Here is a 16,100-nt window from a genome sequence, read left to right on the forward strand (position 1 = left end):
ATCCAATAGAACAAAATTTCCCAATAGAAGTTCTATTCACACTTGTTTTCGAATTTACATAACTATGATTTCCGATTTTCGAATTAGTCAATTCTACATTATTTCCAAGAAATACATTTTCTCCTATTTTTGAATTAGATATACTTACATATATACCTAATCTTAATTTTTTATTTTTATAGATTTTTAAGTGTTTTTTTCTTTTATACGAAGCATATAATTCACTAGGTTTAAATATAAGTAATAAAGATTTTTTATTTATTCCAAATACCATGAGCTTTATTTAAAATTATTTTTCTATATTGAATAGGTGCTATTAAAGGGGAGTAAAAGTTTGCTATTATAGATGCTATCACTACACTTTCTATACCCCATCCTAAATATTGAATAAAAAAAATAGACATTGGTATAAACAATATTGCTCCTATAAGTAATGAATACATTTGAACCGCCAATTTCCCAACGCCATTGATAAACATATTATAAATACCACCAAAAGTAAAAAGTAAAAAGTAAAACAATAACGAAAGTTTTAATTTGTAAGAAATGTGAATGCTTTCCATTTCTTTTTTAGATAACCAGAGTTCAAAAAAAGTATCAGATATTATAAATAAAAAAATACCTAACGCAACTAGTCCCAGCCATACTCTGAATAAAGTTTTGGTTGAGTTTTTAATCCATTTAACATCTTTTAAAGTCCATGCTTCTGTGTATGCTGCCCAAAAAGGACTAACAACAATTGAAAAAATCATCAAAAGAACAGAAAATAATTTATATGCAATTTGAAAAGGTGTTACTTCTGCAGGTCCAAAAAAATGTGCAATAATAAAATTAGAGGATTGGAACATAATTAATGTTGATATCTGAATAACAAAAAATTTAAGACCTAAATTAAACAAATCTCCTGCATACTTAAAATTTACCCATTTTATAGAAGGTGCAATTTTTTTATAATCACTATTATAAAAATAAATAGTAGCTGATAGTAAAACTAAAACAGGAACCACACTAAGTATCCATGCTAAATAAAACAGAGAACCATCAGTTGTTAATGTTAAAACATAAATCAGGATCAAACTTATCAAATTACCCACTGGACCAAAAGTATTTCCAACAGCTGGTCGTTGATCAGCTACTAATACCGTAGAGATCAATTTGAGAACAAAATTAAAAAGGAAAGATCCAAACACTATAAGTGAAACAAGAGATAACTCATTCATCAATGATTTATCTGTATTTAGAATTATTGTCCAATCGAGAAAAGAATTAAATATAAAAAAAATAATTCCAATTATAGAAGAAATGATAAAGAGTATTGCATAAGTGGTACTAACATAAATCTTTGCCAATTTATATTGTTTCTTTGCCAATGCCTCTGCTAACCTATTTTTTAAACCATTACCTAGGCCTATTTCGAAAAAAGAGAACCAACTGATAAATGAAGTTAACGTTAACCAAACACCATAAGTAGTCTTATCTAAATAATGAAGTGTTATTCTAATCATTAAAAATCCAATAATAATACTAACACCTTTTATTCCAAAAGATACTATTATATTTTTTTTGGCTTTAACTGTACGTTCATGCCCTTTAAAAAAAGATGAAATAAACTTAAACATGTATTTCATTTGTTTGTTTATTATTCATAGACATATAGTATTTATCAAATATTAATGCTAATAATAATCCAGTTTCAAAAATTGAGAATGTAACCAAAGTTAAATTAGCTACGGCAAAACCTAAAAAAGCAACAAAAGGTCCAAAATATCCAGTTATTTTGGCATTCATGTATAAATGCCTTAAAATTGTAATTAGAAAAAATAAGAATAAAAGACCTCCAACTAACCCATATATATAAAATAGAGATAAGTAACCAACATGAATTTGGGAAGATCTTCCTGCTAAATATTTTTTTAATTTATAGTCTTGTTCACCAGTTCCGGCCATTCCGTACTTAATATTTCCTTTACCTAAAATCGGATTATCCCAATAAACTTTACCAAAAGTAGCAATAGCCAATAGTCTTGTCCCTGCTGAACCCTTAGTTACTCCACCACTTTCTTTATCTAAAATCCTATCTTCAACAATACCTATAGTTTCCAAACCATAAGCATCAAGCAACACTAGGCTTGAAACAAATATAATTGGTATTAAAATCAGGTATTTATAAAATTGAGAAAGGTTTTTTCTGTTGTTCATAAATAATAATAAAAAAACCAATAATCCATTTAAAAGTATCCATCTCGCTTTTGTGAGAAAAACAAACATAACGCCACATAGAATGTAAAGTAACATTTTCTTCTGCTTATTTTGTTTCCCTAATACCTCAACAATTATTATAAATATTGGGACAAATCCTAAACCAGTTGAAATAGCATCACCAATATAAGAATAAATGGAAACTAACCTACTTTCAGTAACATCCCCACCTCCCCATGATTTCATATAGTCAGGATTAGTTAAAAATTCCTGACCCAAAATCTGTTGCAATAGAATCACGATAAATGCAACTATAAATATAACATTAGATGTTTTTAATAAAACATTCATATATTTTGTACGTATATGAATATTTTCGATTATTATTAAAGCTAGAAGCGACGCAGCTATCGGATTTGATACCAGGTACAACAATTTAAATTCTCTATCTAAAAGATAAAACTCAGAAATATAAGTATAAAGAGTAAATAATAGGTAAAAAATGACATATTTTGGAAATTTAACGGGTGTTCCTTTTTTAGCATAAAAAAAAATTAAGATCACCCCCAAATACATTAAAACAGTAATATTTTTCCCATAGTCAGTTTTCAATAAACCCAACAGAACATAGGCCACAAATGGAGCTAAGGTTATCAATAAAATTATAAAACGATTAAATTTATTGGGTATAGAATAATAATTTGCCAATGTACAGTTTATCTATTTTAGTTAAATAATTCATCCTGTTCTAATTTAAGAACATCTCCCAATCTATTTTCCGGTATAATAACATCATCATAACTAATTACACCGTCTTTTTCTATATCCTTTTTTAGGATACATCCATTAGCCAAACCTATAGGTAGTAAGTTTTCTTTTTTTGAAACATCGTGATTCTCACAGACTCCATAAGTTCTAAATCCACCCAATTCATCTAATGTTTCACCTTTCTTCAAATCTGTTTTTGCTATAGTTATTACATCAACCATAGGACCTCCTTTGGCAGCAATAATAGTATCATCAAAATCTACCATACGTGCAATTGAAATTGGTATTTCAAAAAATAGTAGGTGATAAGGTATATAAAAACTATATAAAGGCCCATCACCTAATTTACCATATTTCAAATATTTTTCAGTAAAGGGATCACCATCGGAACATGCATAAACAAAAACGCCAGGTCCTGGCTTTGCTCCGACTGTAAAATCTACAATACCACCCAATTCTTTTAATTGTTCTACATCATATAGACCAGTTAAATTATCAATATGATCCGTAGATTTAAAACCCAACATTCCTCTTTTCGCAACTTTCATCCCTGTGGCATTCGCAATACATGCTTGCTCCAAACTCACTTTTGTTCCATCTGCAAAATTGGTAGCCTTATAGGCTGACATATCCCAAGAGGCAGCAAATTCTTTTTGAGTTTCAGGAGTTCTGTATTCATCTAACATACCTTTTATGTTACCACAAACTAATGGAATTAAACCCATTTGTTTTACAAAACGATATAAGTTCATCGTACATCCTGGCTGATCACCTTCTGCTACACTGTATTTTACGCCAGCCTTATCTGCTTTATATTTTAAAATTGGCCCCAACGTAGCATCTAACTCTGCATTAAATGATAAAATGTCCTTTTTATTGTTGATGCAATCTAAAGTAAGTTGAGCGGAAAATTCTATCGACCCAGTCATATCAACAATAATATCGATAAATTTAGATTGAATTAACAAGTCTAAATCTTGAGTAACCCCAATAATACCGTTTTTGTAACATTGGGTAAAGTCACTTTCTTTTTGAACAATTTTATAATCAAAATTCAAATCCTTAAAGACCCTTTGTGGTCTTTCTAATGAACGATTGTATAGTGCAACCACTTTCATACCTGGAGTAAATTTTTCGATTTGATTCAATAGCCCCTTTGCCATTTCTCCAGATCCAACAACTCCTACTCTAATAGGATTATTTTCTTTTTCTCTCTTATTTAATGCATTGTCTACTATTACCATAATATCTATTTAACCCTCGTAATCAGGGCGATTCTTATCTTTATCTGAAATTTCTGTAATGGCAATTGGCCATTCTATATTAAATGATTTATCATTATATCTAATTCCACCTTCTGCATCCGACTTGTAAAATTGAGTAACAAAATAAGTTACCTCTGTATGGTCTTCCAACGCCAAATAACCATGGGCACATCCCTTTGGAACATAAAGCATACTAGCATTTTCTTCACTAAGTTCCACTCCTAACCATTGTTTATAGGTAGGTGAATCTGGTCTTAAATCAACTACAACATCGTACATAGCACCTTTTGTACAACGTACATATTTGGTTTCTTCATAAGGAGCCTTTTGATAATGCAATCCTCTTAAGGTACCTTTCTTTTTATTGTATGAGATATTAGATTGAACAACATTCGCATTCAAATTCATTGCTTCTAATTCTTTTTTACACCACAACCTGCTAAAAAACCCTCTTTCATCTTCTATTTTCTCTAAATTCAGCAAAAATACTCCTTTTAATTTTGTTTCCTCAAATAACATATTAATTCATCATTTTATTTAAAAAATCTTTTTGATAACTCTTAATTTGGTTTATAGTAATTTCTTTAACATTGTTACTGTTATACTGATTGTAATACCAATCAACTGTATTTTTAACAGTAGCATCAAACCCCCAAACAGGTTGCCAGTTTAAAATTTGTACTGCTTTATCTATATTTAAGTTGAGAAGAAATGCCTCATGTACAGCTTCTGATTCATTATACTTCCATTTACCAGGCCAATTTTCTAAAACTGCAGTTACTAAACTTTCTACATTCTTATTTGAAGTGGTAAACGGTCCAAAATTAAAACCTGAACAAAAAACATCTAAGTTATTATCGTCGTTAGACAATAAAGTTGAACCCAATGTTAAATATCCCCCTAACGATTCTAAAACGTGCTGCCAAGGTCTAGTTGCATATGGATTTCTAACAATAATTTCCTCTCCTTTTTGCAAAGCCCTCATACAGTCTGGTATAATTCTATCTTTCGCCCAATCTCCCCCACCAATTACATTACCTGCTCTTGCCGATGCCAATTTAACACCATGCTTCTTATATTCCATTGGATTAAAAAAGGAACGTCTGTAAGAAGACACTACTAATTCAGCAGCCCCCTTACTCATTGAATAAGGATCATAACCACCCATAGCGTCATTTTCGCGATAACCATGTATCCATTCCTTATTCTCATAACATTTATCTGATGTTATAACTATAATGGTTGTGGAAATATCTAATTGGCGTACAGCCTCCAAAACATTTACTGTACCATTTATATTCGTTTCAATAGTGTTAATAGGGTCTTCATAAGAGTCTCTGACTAAAGATTGAGCGGCTAAATGAAAAATAATATCTGGTTTCACCTCGTCTATACATGATTTCAGAGCTTTTAAATCTCTTACATCATTTAAATAGGAATCCATTTCTTCCGATAACTTTAGTTGATCGAATAGTGAAGGATTTGTTGGTGCCTCTAATGCATAACCATATACTCTAGCTTGTAATAGCAACAACCATTGTGATAACCAACTACCTTTAAAACCTGTGTGACCAGTTATTAAAACTTTTTTATTTTTATAAACATCTAATTTATTCATGAGTAATTACCATTTTTTCCAAGCTGCATTACCTTCTTGCCATATTTCTTCCAAAACTGTTTTATCTCTCAAAGAATCCATACTTTGCCAATATCCTTCATGTTTAAATGCTGATAACTGTCCTTCATTTGCTAACTTTTCCATAGGCTCTCTTTCCCAGACAGTACTATCTTCTTGTATGTAATCAAAAATTTCAGGTTCTAATACAAAGAAACCTCCATTTATCCATGCAGTTTCTCGCGTACCTCCTTTAGGTTTTTCTCTAAAGTTATCAATTTTATTATTGTCTTGCTCTAAATTAAATGCTCCATATCGACCTGGTTGTTGAACCGCGGATAATGTTGCTAATGTATTCTGTGAATTATGAAACTTCAACAATTCATTAAAGTTTACATCACTGACGCCATCACCATACGTTAAAAAGAAGGGTTCATCACCTACATACTCTTTTACTCTTTTTATTCGTCCTCCTGTCATTGTATTTTCACCTGTATCTATTAAAGTTACTTTCCACGGTTCAATACTATTGTTTATAATTTGTGTTTCATTATTTTTTAAATCAAAAACCACATCTGATGAATGTAAATAATAATTTGAAAAAAATTCTTTAATCATATGCCCTTTATAACCACAACAAATTATAAAATCATTATGACCATATGATGAATACATTTTCATTATATGCCATAAAATAGGTTTTCCTCCAATTTCCACTAGAGGTTTAGGCCTTACACCTGTTTCTTCACTTAATCTGGTACCAAAACCACCAGCCAATATTACTGTTTTCATGATGTTTTTTAATTTAAATATTCTTATTTTCTTCTTCTTATTTTTTTATGCTAAACAAAAATCAAGTACTTCCTTAGATATAGTTTCTATATTCAATTGTTGCATTTTCAACATCGCATTATCTCCTATTTTCTTTCTTAGTGATTCGTCATTCATTAGTTTTTCAATTTTTAATGATAATTCCTCAACATCATTAAGAGGTACTAGAAACCCATTTTTTGTATCATCTATTATTTCTTTCGGACCTACATCACAATTAAAACTCACTACTGGTAATCCAACAGCCATAGCTTCACATATCGCATTTCCCCAAGCTTCAGACACTGAGGTTGAAACAAATATCATAGATTTATTTAACCACACATCGACATTCTTAACTGCACCAGGCATCGTAACTCTATTTTCTATACCTAAAGAAGTGATCTTCTTATTCAAATCTTCTCTTAACTCTCCTTCCCCAAGAATTACAAACTTCCAATCAGGTCTATTTACTTTAGCACAAGCTTCTAAAAAAAAATGTTGTGATTTAACCGATGTTAATCTTCCTACAGTTATAACAATTTTTTCTTTTTTTATATTATCAAACTTATTGACGTGAGATACTGGGTTATGAATAACTTTGACATTAGTCACTCCAGTTTCAGCTTCTACAAATTCTTTTGCTATTTTTGTCATTAATATTACACCATCAGCTTTTTTGTAAAGTAACTTTCTTAAATATCTTTCTGTTCTACTTCTTTTTCTAAATGGGCTCATTGCATCTCTAACAAATACTCTCACATTTAAAAAACGTGTTGATATTAACGTAAAAATGTTAGTAGAACTTAAAATACTTAATACAAAATTCGGATTTTCATCTTTAAGAATTCTTCTGAGTTTTATACAGGCTATTAAACCCGTAAAAATTCTATTTATTGTGTTTTTATTACAATAATTTAATTCTTTAACTTCTATTTTATCTGAAAGTGTAAAAAATGATTCACCTGACCTTAGAAGTATTATTGTAACAGTGTAGTCTAATGAAACCCAATAGTTAGATAAATTAGCAATATATCGTTGTCCTCCACCGTGGTCTAATAGCGGAGTGATAAGTACAATATGCTTATTAATCGATTTCATAAAAACAATTTTAGCGAAGATAATTATTCTAATTTAACGAATAATGATTTTATATATAAACCAATAATATTTAAAAAGGATTTAGAAGAAGTAAAAGGTGATTTAATAATCGCTATTTTCGAGGTTACTCGAGTTTTTTTAGCACCCTCATTATCAATCGATCCTCTTATTGAATAATCAATATTTAAGTTTTCCGATTCTAAACTTTCAATACACCAAACAGGCCACTTACCTTTAAATATAAAACCACTATTCCAAGTATCATAAAGTTGACCATACTCATTTACGTATTCTTCTGATATGGCATAAAATTCATCTTTATAAATCCAAGAACGTATACCATTTATTTTTTCTGACATATAAATATTTTCATAATCCTTAATATATTTTGAAATTGTCTTTTTTTTCCAAAGCCCTGGAATGAGTAAGAATCTATGTTTACAAGTGGGTTCAATCTTGTTTAAGAAATTATATTTGGAAGGTTTATCACTCCATCTCACACTATATCTAAGCATTCGTATAAAATCTACATCATCATTTTTTTGCATTAATTCAACAAAATGTTTAAACATTTTAAAATTCATAGGAGAACGCAAAAAATAATCTTCAGATAATGGGAAAACAATATCATACTTTGCAACTTTTAAACTATCCAGAAGACGTTTACCCCAAGGGGCATCATTTCCATGTTTTAAAACTGTAATATTTAAACCTTCAAAATGATAATCTTTAGTAGTTGTACTTAAAATAATATCAAAATCTTTTGCCTGCGGAAAATATTTAACAAGCATTTTAAAATAAGGGTCCCAACAGTCTGAATAACCATCATAAGAACATACTATAAGAGAAATCATGATTTTTTTATATTTTTTTATAGCTTTAAATAATGTATATATTGTTAAAACAACTTGTCACAATACTTTCATCTATTTATAACTTTGTTTTCTTTAACAAACATAATATTTTTCTTTAAAAAATTTAACAACTTTTTAATAAAGGTTGAAAACTTATTTTAATTTTCCTTTATAGATTATTAATTATGTATAAATTTATCATCACTTAAAATAAGTCGCCTATTTACCTTTTATAATTATTAAAAAAAATAAATGGTGAAATTTACGCCTGTGAAAAAGAGAATAAGCATTGTTATACCTATGTATAACGCAGAAAATTATATTGAACAATGTCTAGCAAGTATTCTAAATCAACCGCTCACTAAAAATGATTATGAGATAATAATTATAAACGATGGTTCAAAAGATGGAAGTTTAATTAAAGCCACTGAAATTTCTAAAGAAGATGAAAATATTACTGTATTTACTCAAGAGAATAAAGGAGTAAGTGCTGCTAGAAACAAAGGAATTGACCTGGCTAATGGTAAATACATCTGGTTTATTGATGCTGATGATTATATTATTTCAGATACCGCTAATCATTTATTATCTTTCGCTGAAAAACATGATTTAGATATACTTCAATTCAATAAAATCAGAACTGAATCTAGAGCTTTAAACAAAACTGCTACAAAACATATTGATATTTCAAAAATTGAAATTTTTAATGGCAAAGAATATGCTTCAAAGGTTGATTTAAATGATAGTTGCTGCACAAATTTATACAAAAAAGAATTTGTATTGTCTACCAAAATTAGATTCATAGAAGGTAAAGTGATGGAAGATATGACTTTCAATGCCGAACTTTTTCCTTTGGCTGAAAAAATTACTCATTTTCCAATAGATACATACCGCTATGTTATTAACCCAAATTCAATATGGACAAACAAGGAATCTAACGCGTTTAAGAAATCAATCAAAGATTTCATTTTTATGGCAAAAAAATTTTCCGAGTTTATAGAATATTATAATGTTAATAATATCGGAACTAATATTATAAAACATAAACAACAAGAAATGCTTTATAATGTTTCTAAACGGTTACTAATGTCTAATTTTAATATTTCTGAAATTAGCACTATTATGGATGATTTATCTAAGAACAATCTACACCCTATTTCACCATTTAATGGAAAAAGTTTTTTACGAAAAGTTGAAACCTTTTCGTTCAATAATAAATATCTGTTTATCTCAACTATTTTTATCTATCGAATGTTTAAAAGACCAATCAATTATTTTATAATAAAAAAACATCAGCGTAAAAGAGAAAGGTTAATTAAAAAAACAATTGTTAAATTTGACTAGAAATATTTTGAGTTTTATATTAAAACTTAAATTTATAATAATAAAGTAATCTCAATCCATAAAAAATAGGGTCTATGTCTTTTAAAAAGTATTAATCGTTTACAACTTGTATGACAGCATATAAAAGTGAAAATTCAATAAAAAATAGGTTTTAAAATTTAAGTATATATGATGAAGTTCGCTATAGTAACTTGATAAATTAAATGATATTAAAATGATATTAAGTTTTATTATACCAATGTATAATGCTGAAGAGTATATAGAACAATGCTTATATAGTATAATTGACCAGCCTGTAAACAAAAATATTTTTGAAATAATCCTCATAAATGATGGCTCAACAGATAATAGTTTATCTAAAGCAAATGAAATTTCTAAGAAGCATAAAAGCATAACAGTTTATAGTCAGAAAAACAAAGGGTTAAGTGCTACTAGAAATAGAGGCATTGAATTAGCAAGAGGTGCATACATATGGTTTATAGACGCCGATGATTATATAATCCCTAATACCGTTAATACACTTCTTAGTTGTTTAAAAAAACATAATTTAGATATTTTAGAATTTCAGTATATTAGAACAGAGTCTAGAGTATTAAACGTTTCAATAAATAATAATCCTTCATTAGCTGATGTAAAAGTACAAAATGGAAAAAAATATGTCGCTAGGCGTGGTTATAATGAAAGCTGTTGTATTTCTATTTATAGAAGAGAATTAATAATACAAATAGGCGTAAGGTTTATTGAGGGTAAAATAATGGAAGATATGGTATTTAATGCCGAAATTGTACCCAAAGCCAATAGAATTGCCTACTACCCTTTAGATGCCTATCGCTACGTCATCAATCCTAATTCTATCTGGATGAACGAAGAGTCTGCCGCCTACCGAAAATCAATTACGGATTTTATTTTCATGACAAAAAAAATTTCCTTTTTTATAAAAGATTATAAACAAAATGATATTGGAACTAAAATTATTGAAAGTAAACAACAAGAAATGCTTTTCAATATTTCTAAACGTCTACTTACTAGTGACTTTACTATTTCAGAAATAAATACAATAATTAAGGATTTACGCAAGCATAAACTATATCCACTATCAAAATATAATGGAATTAGTAAATTTAGAAAATTTGAAAATTATATGTTTAATAAAAAATTACTTTTTTTATTATCTATAAGAATCTATCGTTTCTTTAAAAAACCTATTGATCATTTTATTATTAAAAAGTATAGGCAAAGAAGAGAGAAACTTATAAAAGAAACCATAGTTAATCCTTAGCTATTAATTTCAAAATTTATAAATAGGCGATTACCAAAACCTATTAATTGTTTCCTTTTTTGTGAAAAGATGTTATTTACGAGCAAAATTCAAGAATTTCCTTAGAAATTTTATCAATTGAAAATTTATCTTGTATTTCACTGGCGTTTAAGGAAAACTTGTTCCGTAGATTTTCATCATTCATCAATTGTACTATTTTCTTAGAAAATTGGTCAACATCACCCACAGGGACTAAAAATCCATTCTCACCATCCTCAATCATTTCCGAAGGACCAACATCACAATTAAAACTCACCACTGGCAATCCAACTGCCATAGCTTCACTAATAGCATTTCCCCATGCCTCTGAGACAGATGTTGATGCGAAAATCATCGATTTATTTAACCAAGAATCTACATCTTGAACTGCCCCAGGCATAATCACTTTATTATTTAATTCTAGAGATACTATTTGATTATTTAGCTCTTCTCTTAATTCCCCTTCTCCAAGTATTACAAACTTCCAATCAGATCTATTTATTTTAGCACAAGTTTCTAAAAAATAGTGTTGTGCTTTTATCGAAGTTAATCTTCCAACAGTAATTACCATTTTTTCTTTTTTAATATTATCAAACTTATGTACATGGGATACCGGATTATGTATTACCCTGGCATTTGTAACTCCAGTTTCAGCTTCTACAAAATCTTTAGCAATTTTTGTCAATAATATAACACCATCAGCTTTTTTGTAGAGTAATTTCCTTAAATACATCTCTTTTTTACTTCTTTCTCTATATGGACTCATTGCATCTCTAACAAATACTCTCACATTTAAAAAACGTGTTGAAATTAAAGTAAAAATGTTAGTAGAACTTAAAATACTTAAAACAAAATTTGGATGAATTTCTTTAATTTTTTTCCTTAATTTTATAAAGGTTTTTACTATACCAACAGCTTTTTTAAATGTATTTCCTTGGCACATACATAATTTAATAATTCTAACTTCGCTGTTTATACTATAAAATGGCTCACCACTTCTTAAACAAATAATACTAACAGAATGACCTTGTGTAGACCAATAATTTGCTAATTCAGAAACATAACGCTGTCCGCCACCTAAATCAAGTAATGGAGTTACTAGGACTATTTTCATAATAAATATTTTAGTTAAGAAAATATTGCAATCTATAAATCCCCAATAATTACAATATATATTCTATAAATTGAATACACTTTAAATTGTAAGCAGTAAATTAAATTTACAAGACAAAACATTAGTCTAGTTACTTTCTTTGCAAGAAAAGAATTATAATTTATTATAGCTTTCACTTGTAATTCTTTTTTACAGCAGGTAAAAAAAATAAACTATATTAATAAATTAACCTTTTTCCAGTGTACCTAAAGTTGTATTGAAGTTATTTAAAAAAAATGAAGAAAATAATATGAAGATTACTTTTTCCGTTTTATTAGTGGTAGTCTTGATATTCCTTTTCATAGCGTATAAGAATAAATAACACAACGAATGTAACAATGTATTTAACAATAAAAAAAAATTTACTGAAAAAGGGGGAAAATCCTATAAATCAAAGGGGTTTTTCCCCTTTTATTTAATTTGTATTTAAGAAGTTAAAAGTTACCTATGATACTCTCTAAATATTAACGGACTACTTATTATTTAAACTATAAAGTAAAGTATTAACTAATTTAAAATTTGTGCTGTCAATTTGGACCAGTTGTTTTAATTTATAAATAATTTTCATATTAAAATTATTTTAAAAATCTATAAAAATTATCTTCTCAAATTCGTGTAATTAGACATTTTACTAACCAAAACATAGGAGATATCAGAAATTCATAAAATTTTTGATTATGCAAATGGAAAAGAAAATTAAATTTATAATAATTCTTTGTTTTGAATCCTGTATTATTTTTTCCGTGTCACAATAGCATCTATAATTGTAAGTTCTTTGTGATGATTTAAAGTATGGGTAGCAGAAACATCTTTACTCCATTCAGGATAAATTGCTTGGACTTCCCTTTCTTCATAATTCTTTTTATTAAGTATAGTAATTTCTCGAATATGCATAGCATAGCCATATCGTTTAGAACAATCTTGTGCAGGTCTGTAAATTTTATCATTTTTCACAAATAAATTGCCAGCAGGTCTAGAAAATTGGACATCCGTTACTATTGGATTTTGTGGATGAGATTGCCATGTTCCATTAAATAAATCTTCCGTATAAAAAAGGTAAAGTTCGTCATGAGTACTTGCCCCCATTTCTTCTCCAACATTAGTAAATAACCAATACAAGTTATCATATTTAAAAGGCGTAGCGTCTGTAGCATTAATGTTTTCCATTAATACTTTTGATAATTTCCATTTATAGGGAAAATCTAAACATTCATACAATTCAATAGTTCTATTTTCCGAGGTTTCAGGTAACATATATAATTTTTTGTTTTCTTCAAAAAGCAAGGGATAAGACAAATGATAGGGTTTCTCTAAGACAACTTTTGGTTCTGAAACCTGCCCGTCTTTAGATAACTCAAGAACTGAAATTTTCCCTTTATTTTCTGTATAAATTAACTCTTCAAAAAACACAAAATATTTTCCATTGATTTCATGTATAAAAGGATCTGCCCAAAACCGGTCCTTTGGTGGTAATATTCTTTTAAAATTATAAAATGAATTTGAAAAATTATTAGAATTATTAAAATTATATAATAATATATACTGGTCAAAATAAAATTTTGATTTAACAATATTTTTTAAAAGTTTCGCATAATTCCTAACAATTCCTTTAAAAGTTTCATAGGTAGTTGGTATTTCGTAATAAGGTTTTGAATAAAAATTCGGTAAACTATTTCTTTCTTCTAATCCCTTAAAGTACATTTCGTAACCATCCTGGAATAAGAGATTTAATTGCCTGGGAATTAACGTTTTTAGTTTGAAATATAAATGATTTCTATTCTTACTAATATTGAATTTATGAGTAGCATAATTAGCAGATGTTATGACGAACTCCTCTTGTTCAGATTTAGAATTAAATAAATTCATGTTCAGGGTAATTCCAGTAATAAAAGATTTGTTCAATATTTCAGAAACACCTGGTACATTACTTTGAATATTTTTACCATCACCGCCTGAAAAAAACCACACTCCATATTTTGTTAATTGTACAATATCCTCAGATAATTTATTTTGGCATAAGTTGATTATAACATCTAAATGAAAATTGTCAATAACCGAAAGTGTTTCTTTTGCAAAATAATCACTTTGGTTTTGAGAAGTACTATTAACACTTATAGACTCACAGCCTAAAAGGGAATTAATTTTCATACTTTTAAAAGCACTTGGGTTGCTTTTAAATAATTTATTTTCTACTTTTTCATAAGTCCTATATATGAAGTTATTTACTGTTTTAACATTCTCCTTTTTGCTATTATTCTCTATAATTAAAATAATTTCAGCATAATCCCCTTCATTAATAATTTCGATCATCTTATAAACCCAAAAAGGAATGCTTTTAGACATTACACATAATGCTATTCTTAATAATGGTTGTTTCATTGGATATACATATTTTATATTAATTTATAGCAACATCTAAAATTAAATCGAATATGATGTTAAGAATATTACTCGAATCTATCATAAAATCAATAAAATATATTTGTTATATCCCAAAAGGAATTTTCGTTATGTTTAAATTCCAACATTATAGCAAAGAATCTTTAATAAACATTTTATTATTTACAGCTCAATTAATCAAAATAAAGTATAAATGGTGTAAATTAATATGCATTTCCATTTCTAAAAGGGTGTTTTGCATTTTCTTTTTTTGCAAAAGGATGGTAATCTCCTGTTAGCGGTGAAATTTCAGAATTTCTTATTTTTTGAACAATTTCAATTGATTGTCTGGCGTCCTGTAAGCCAAATCCATTACCATTAAGTATATCTTCGTAACTTTTAGTATGTAATTCTGTAAACCCTCCACTAAACTCAATCTCTTCGCCATCAACTGTAATCGAACGATACGTACGTTGACCTGTTTCTTTAACTTCATCGGGAATAACATTATAATCTATTGACAAGAACCAACGAACTCTAGCTTTTTCAAATTCTAAATAACCAGAAGCTCTATCATGATTATGTAGATGGACTTTATTCTCTTTTACATCACCAAAAACCCAAGATAGCATATCATAAAAATGAACTCCTATATTAGATGCTATTCCTCCAGATTTAGAATCATCTCCTTTCCAAGAAGTGTAATACCAATGACCTCTTGAGGTTAAATATGTTAAATCTACATCATAAACTTTATCTTTAGGTCCATTCTCTATTTTAGATTTTAAAGCTATGATGCTTTCATGTAATCTTAATTGCAAAATAGAATACACTTTTTTTTGCGTAGCCTTTTCGATATCAGAAAGAGCATCTATGTTCCAAGGATTTAATACCAATGGTTTTTCACAGATGGCATGGGCATCACGTCTCAATGCCATCCTTATATGAGCATCATGCAAATAATTAGGTGTACAAATACTAACATAATCCAGATTAACATCTTTTTGCCGTTTTAGTTTCTCGATATGACGATCAAACCTCTCAAACTCAACAAAAAAGTCTGCATTAGGAAAATAGCTGTCCATGATTCCAACAGAATCAAACTTATCGTATGCCGCAATTAGATTATTTTTAGTATCTTTTATAGCTTTCAAATGTCTCGGAGCAATATATCCTGCTGCTCCTATAAGGGCAAAATTTTTCATATATTTAAATGTATCAATTTCTAACAAATGTTAATCAAACAATGTTCAAAAGTAAAAATAATTTATATCAAAAACGAGTTTAATATAGACTATCTCTTATTTTGATTACT

Annotated in this window: 13 protein-coding genes; 2 read left to right on the forward strand and 11 right to left on the reverse strand. The window is 28.4% G+C overall.

Annotation, left to right across the window (positions count from 1 at the left end; translation table 11 throughout):
• Positions 1 to 254 precede the first annotated feature (254 nt).
• Genes JBL43_RS00095 through JBL43_RS00130 form a run of 8 tightly spaced genes read right to left on the reverse strand, consistent with a single transcriptional unit; the run spans position 255 to position 8,612 of the window.
• Positions 255 to 1,619 (reverse strand): lipopolysaccharide biosynthesis protein, encoded by a 1,365-nt coding sequence (locus tag JBL43_RS00095; protein ID WP_198839470.1) that lies wholly within the window; start codon positions 1,617 to 1,619, stop codon positions 255 to 257.
• On the reverse strand, positions 1,612 to 2,907 hold the full coding sequence (locus JBL43_RS00100; RefSeq protein ID WP_198839471.1) for an O-antigen ligase family protein: 1,296 nt from the start codon (positions 2,905 to 2,907) through the stop codon (positions 1,612 to 1,614). Before JBL43_RS00100 ends, JBL43_RS00095 begins: the two co-directional genes overlap by 8 nt.
• Before the next feature lie 17 nt (positions 2,908 to 2,924).
• Entirely contained in the window at positions 2,925 to 4,211 is a 1,287-nt protein-coding gene (locus tag JBL43_RS00105; RefSeq protein WP_198839472.1) for an NAD(P)H-dependent oxidoreductase, read from the reverse strand.
• 9 nt (positions 4,212 to 4,220) lie between these two features.
• Positions 4,221 to 4,751, reverse strand: a complete 531-nt coding sequence (gene rfbC, locus JBL43_RS00110) for a dTDP-4-dehydrorhamnose 3,5-epimerase (RefSeq protein WP_198839473.1) — start codon at positions 4,749 to 4,751, stop codon at positions 4,221 to 4,223.
• Between the two features lies 1 nt (position 4,752).
• Positions 4,753 to 5,850, reverse strand: coding sequence for a CDP-glucose 4,6-dehydratase (gene rfbG, locus JBL43_RS00115; protein ID WP_198839474.1), 1,098 nt, complete (start codon positions 5,848 to 5,850; stop codon positions 4,753 to 4,755).
• 6 nt (positions 5,851 to 5,856) lie between these two features.
• Positions 5,857 to 6,639, reverse strand: a complete 783-nt coding sequence (gene rfbF, locus JBL43_RS00120; RefSeq protein WP_198839475.1) for a glucose-1-phosphate cytidylyltransferase — start codon at positions 6,637 to 6,639, stop codon at positions 5,857 to 5,859.
• A 45-nt stretch (positions 6,640 to 6,684) separates the two neighbouring features.
• On the reverse strand, positions 6,685 to 7,758 hold the full coding sequence (locus tag JBL43_RS00125) for a glycosyltransferase family 4 protein (protein ID WP_198839476.1): 1,074 nt from the start codon (positions 7,756 to 7,758) through the stop codon (positions 6,685 to 6,687).
• 23 nt (positions 7,759 to 7,781) lie between these two features.
• On the reverse strand, positions 7,782 to 8,612 hold the full coding sequence (locus JBL43_RS00130; RefSeq protein ID WP_198839477.1) for a hypothetical protein: 831 nt from the start codon (positions 8,610 to 8,612) through the stop codon (positions 7,782 to 7,784).
• Positions 8,613 to 8,882: 270 nt separating this feature from the next.
• Between JBL43_RS00130 and JBL43_RS00135 the strand changes: the two genes are divergently transcribed.
• Complete coding sequence (locus JBL43_RS00135) at positions 8,883 to 9,956, forward strand: glycosyltransferase family 2 protein (protein ID WP_198839478.1); 1,074 nt, start codon at positions 8,883 to 8,885, stop codon at positions 9,954 to 9,956.
• Positions 9,957 to 10,170: 214 nt separating this feature from the next.
• Positions 10,171 to 11,235 (forward strand): glycosyltransferase, encoded by a 1,065-nt coding sequence (locus JBL43_RS00140; protein ID WP_198839479.1) that lies wholly within the window; start codon positions 10,171 to 10,173, stop codon positions 11,233 to 11,235.
• Between the two features lie 76 nt (positions 11,236 to 11,311).
• Here the strand turns inward: JBL43_RS00140 and JBL43_RS00145 are convergent, their stop codons facing one another.
• From JBL43_RS00145 to JBL43_RS00155, 3 genes are all read right to left on the reverse strand, one after another.
• Positions 11,312 to 12,367: a glycosyltransferase family 4 protein gene (locus JBL43_RS00145; RefSeq protein WP_198839480.1), complete on the reverse strand. Its 1,056-nt coding sequence runs from the start codon at positions 12,365 to 12,367 to the stop codon at positions 11,312 to 11,314.
• Between the two features lie 771 nt (positions 12,368 to 13,138).
• Positions 13,139 to 14,785, reverse strand: coding sequence for a glucosamine inositolphosphorylceramide transferase family protein (locus JBL43_RS00150; RefSeq protein ID WP_198839481.1), 1,647 nt, complete (start codon positions 14,783 to 14,785; stop codon positions 13,139 to 13,141).
• A gap of 224 nt (positions 14,786 to 15,009) precedes the next feature.
• Positions 15,010 to 15,990 (reverse strand): Gfo/Idh/MocA family protein, encoded by a 981-nt coding sequence (locus JBL43_RS00155; RefSeq protein WP_198839482.1) that lies wholly within the window; start codon positions 15,988 to 15,990, stop codon positions 15,010 to 15,012.
• Positions 15,991 to 16,100: the final 110 nt, after the last annotated feature.

Origin of the sequence: Aureibaculum flavum (genome assembly GCF_016406085.1) — a bacterium.
Taxonomy (GTDB): Bacteria; Bacteroidota; Bacteroidia; order Flavobacteriales; family Flavobacteriaceae; genus Aureibaculum; species Aureibaculum flavum.

Coding starts and splice junctions, on each gene's coding strand:
- JBL43_RS00095 (WP_198839470.1), bottom strand. CDS start 1,619: ATGTTTAAGTTTATTTCATCTTTTTTTAAAGGGCATGAACGTACAGTT.
- JBL43_RS00105 (WP_198839472.1), bottom strand. CDS start 4,211: ATGGTAATAGTAGACAATGCATTAAATAAGAGAGAAAAAGAAAATAAT.
- rfbC (WP_198839473.1), bottom strand. CDS start 4,751: ATGTTATTTGAGGAAACAAAATTAAAAGGAGTATTTTTGCTGAATTTA.
- rfbG (WP_198839474.1), bottom strand. CDS start 5,850: ATGAATAAATTAGATGTTTATAAAAATAAAAAAGTTTTAATAACTGGT.
- rfbF (WP_198839475.1), bottom strand. CDS start 6,639: ATGAAAACAGTAATATTGGCTGGTGGTTTTGGTACCAGATTAAGTGAA.
- JBL43_RS00125 (WP_198839476.1), bottom strand. CDS start 7,758: ATGAAATCGATTAATAAGCATATTGTACTTATCACTCCGCTATTAGAC.
- JBL43_RS00130 (WP_198839477.1), bottom strand. CDS start 8,612: ATGATTTCTCTTATAGTATGTTCTTATGATGGTTATTCAGACTGTTGG.
- JBL43_RS00140 (WP_198839479.1), top strand. CDS start 10,171: ATGATATTAAGTTTTATTATACCAATGTATAATGCTGAAGAGTATATA.
- JBL43_RS00145 (WP_198839480.1), bottom strand. CDS start 12,367: ATGAAAATAGTCCTAGTAACTCCATTACTTGATTTAGGTGGCGGACAG.
- JBL43_RS00150 (WP_198839481.1), bottom strand. CDS start 14,785: ATGAAACAACCATTATTAAGAATAGCATTATGTGTAATGTCTAAAAGC.
- JBL43_RS00155 (WP_198839482.1), bottom strand. CDS start 15,990: ATGAAAAATTTTGCCCTTATAGGAGCAGCAGGATATATTGCTCCGAGA.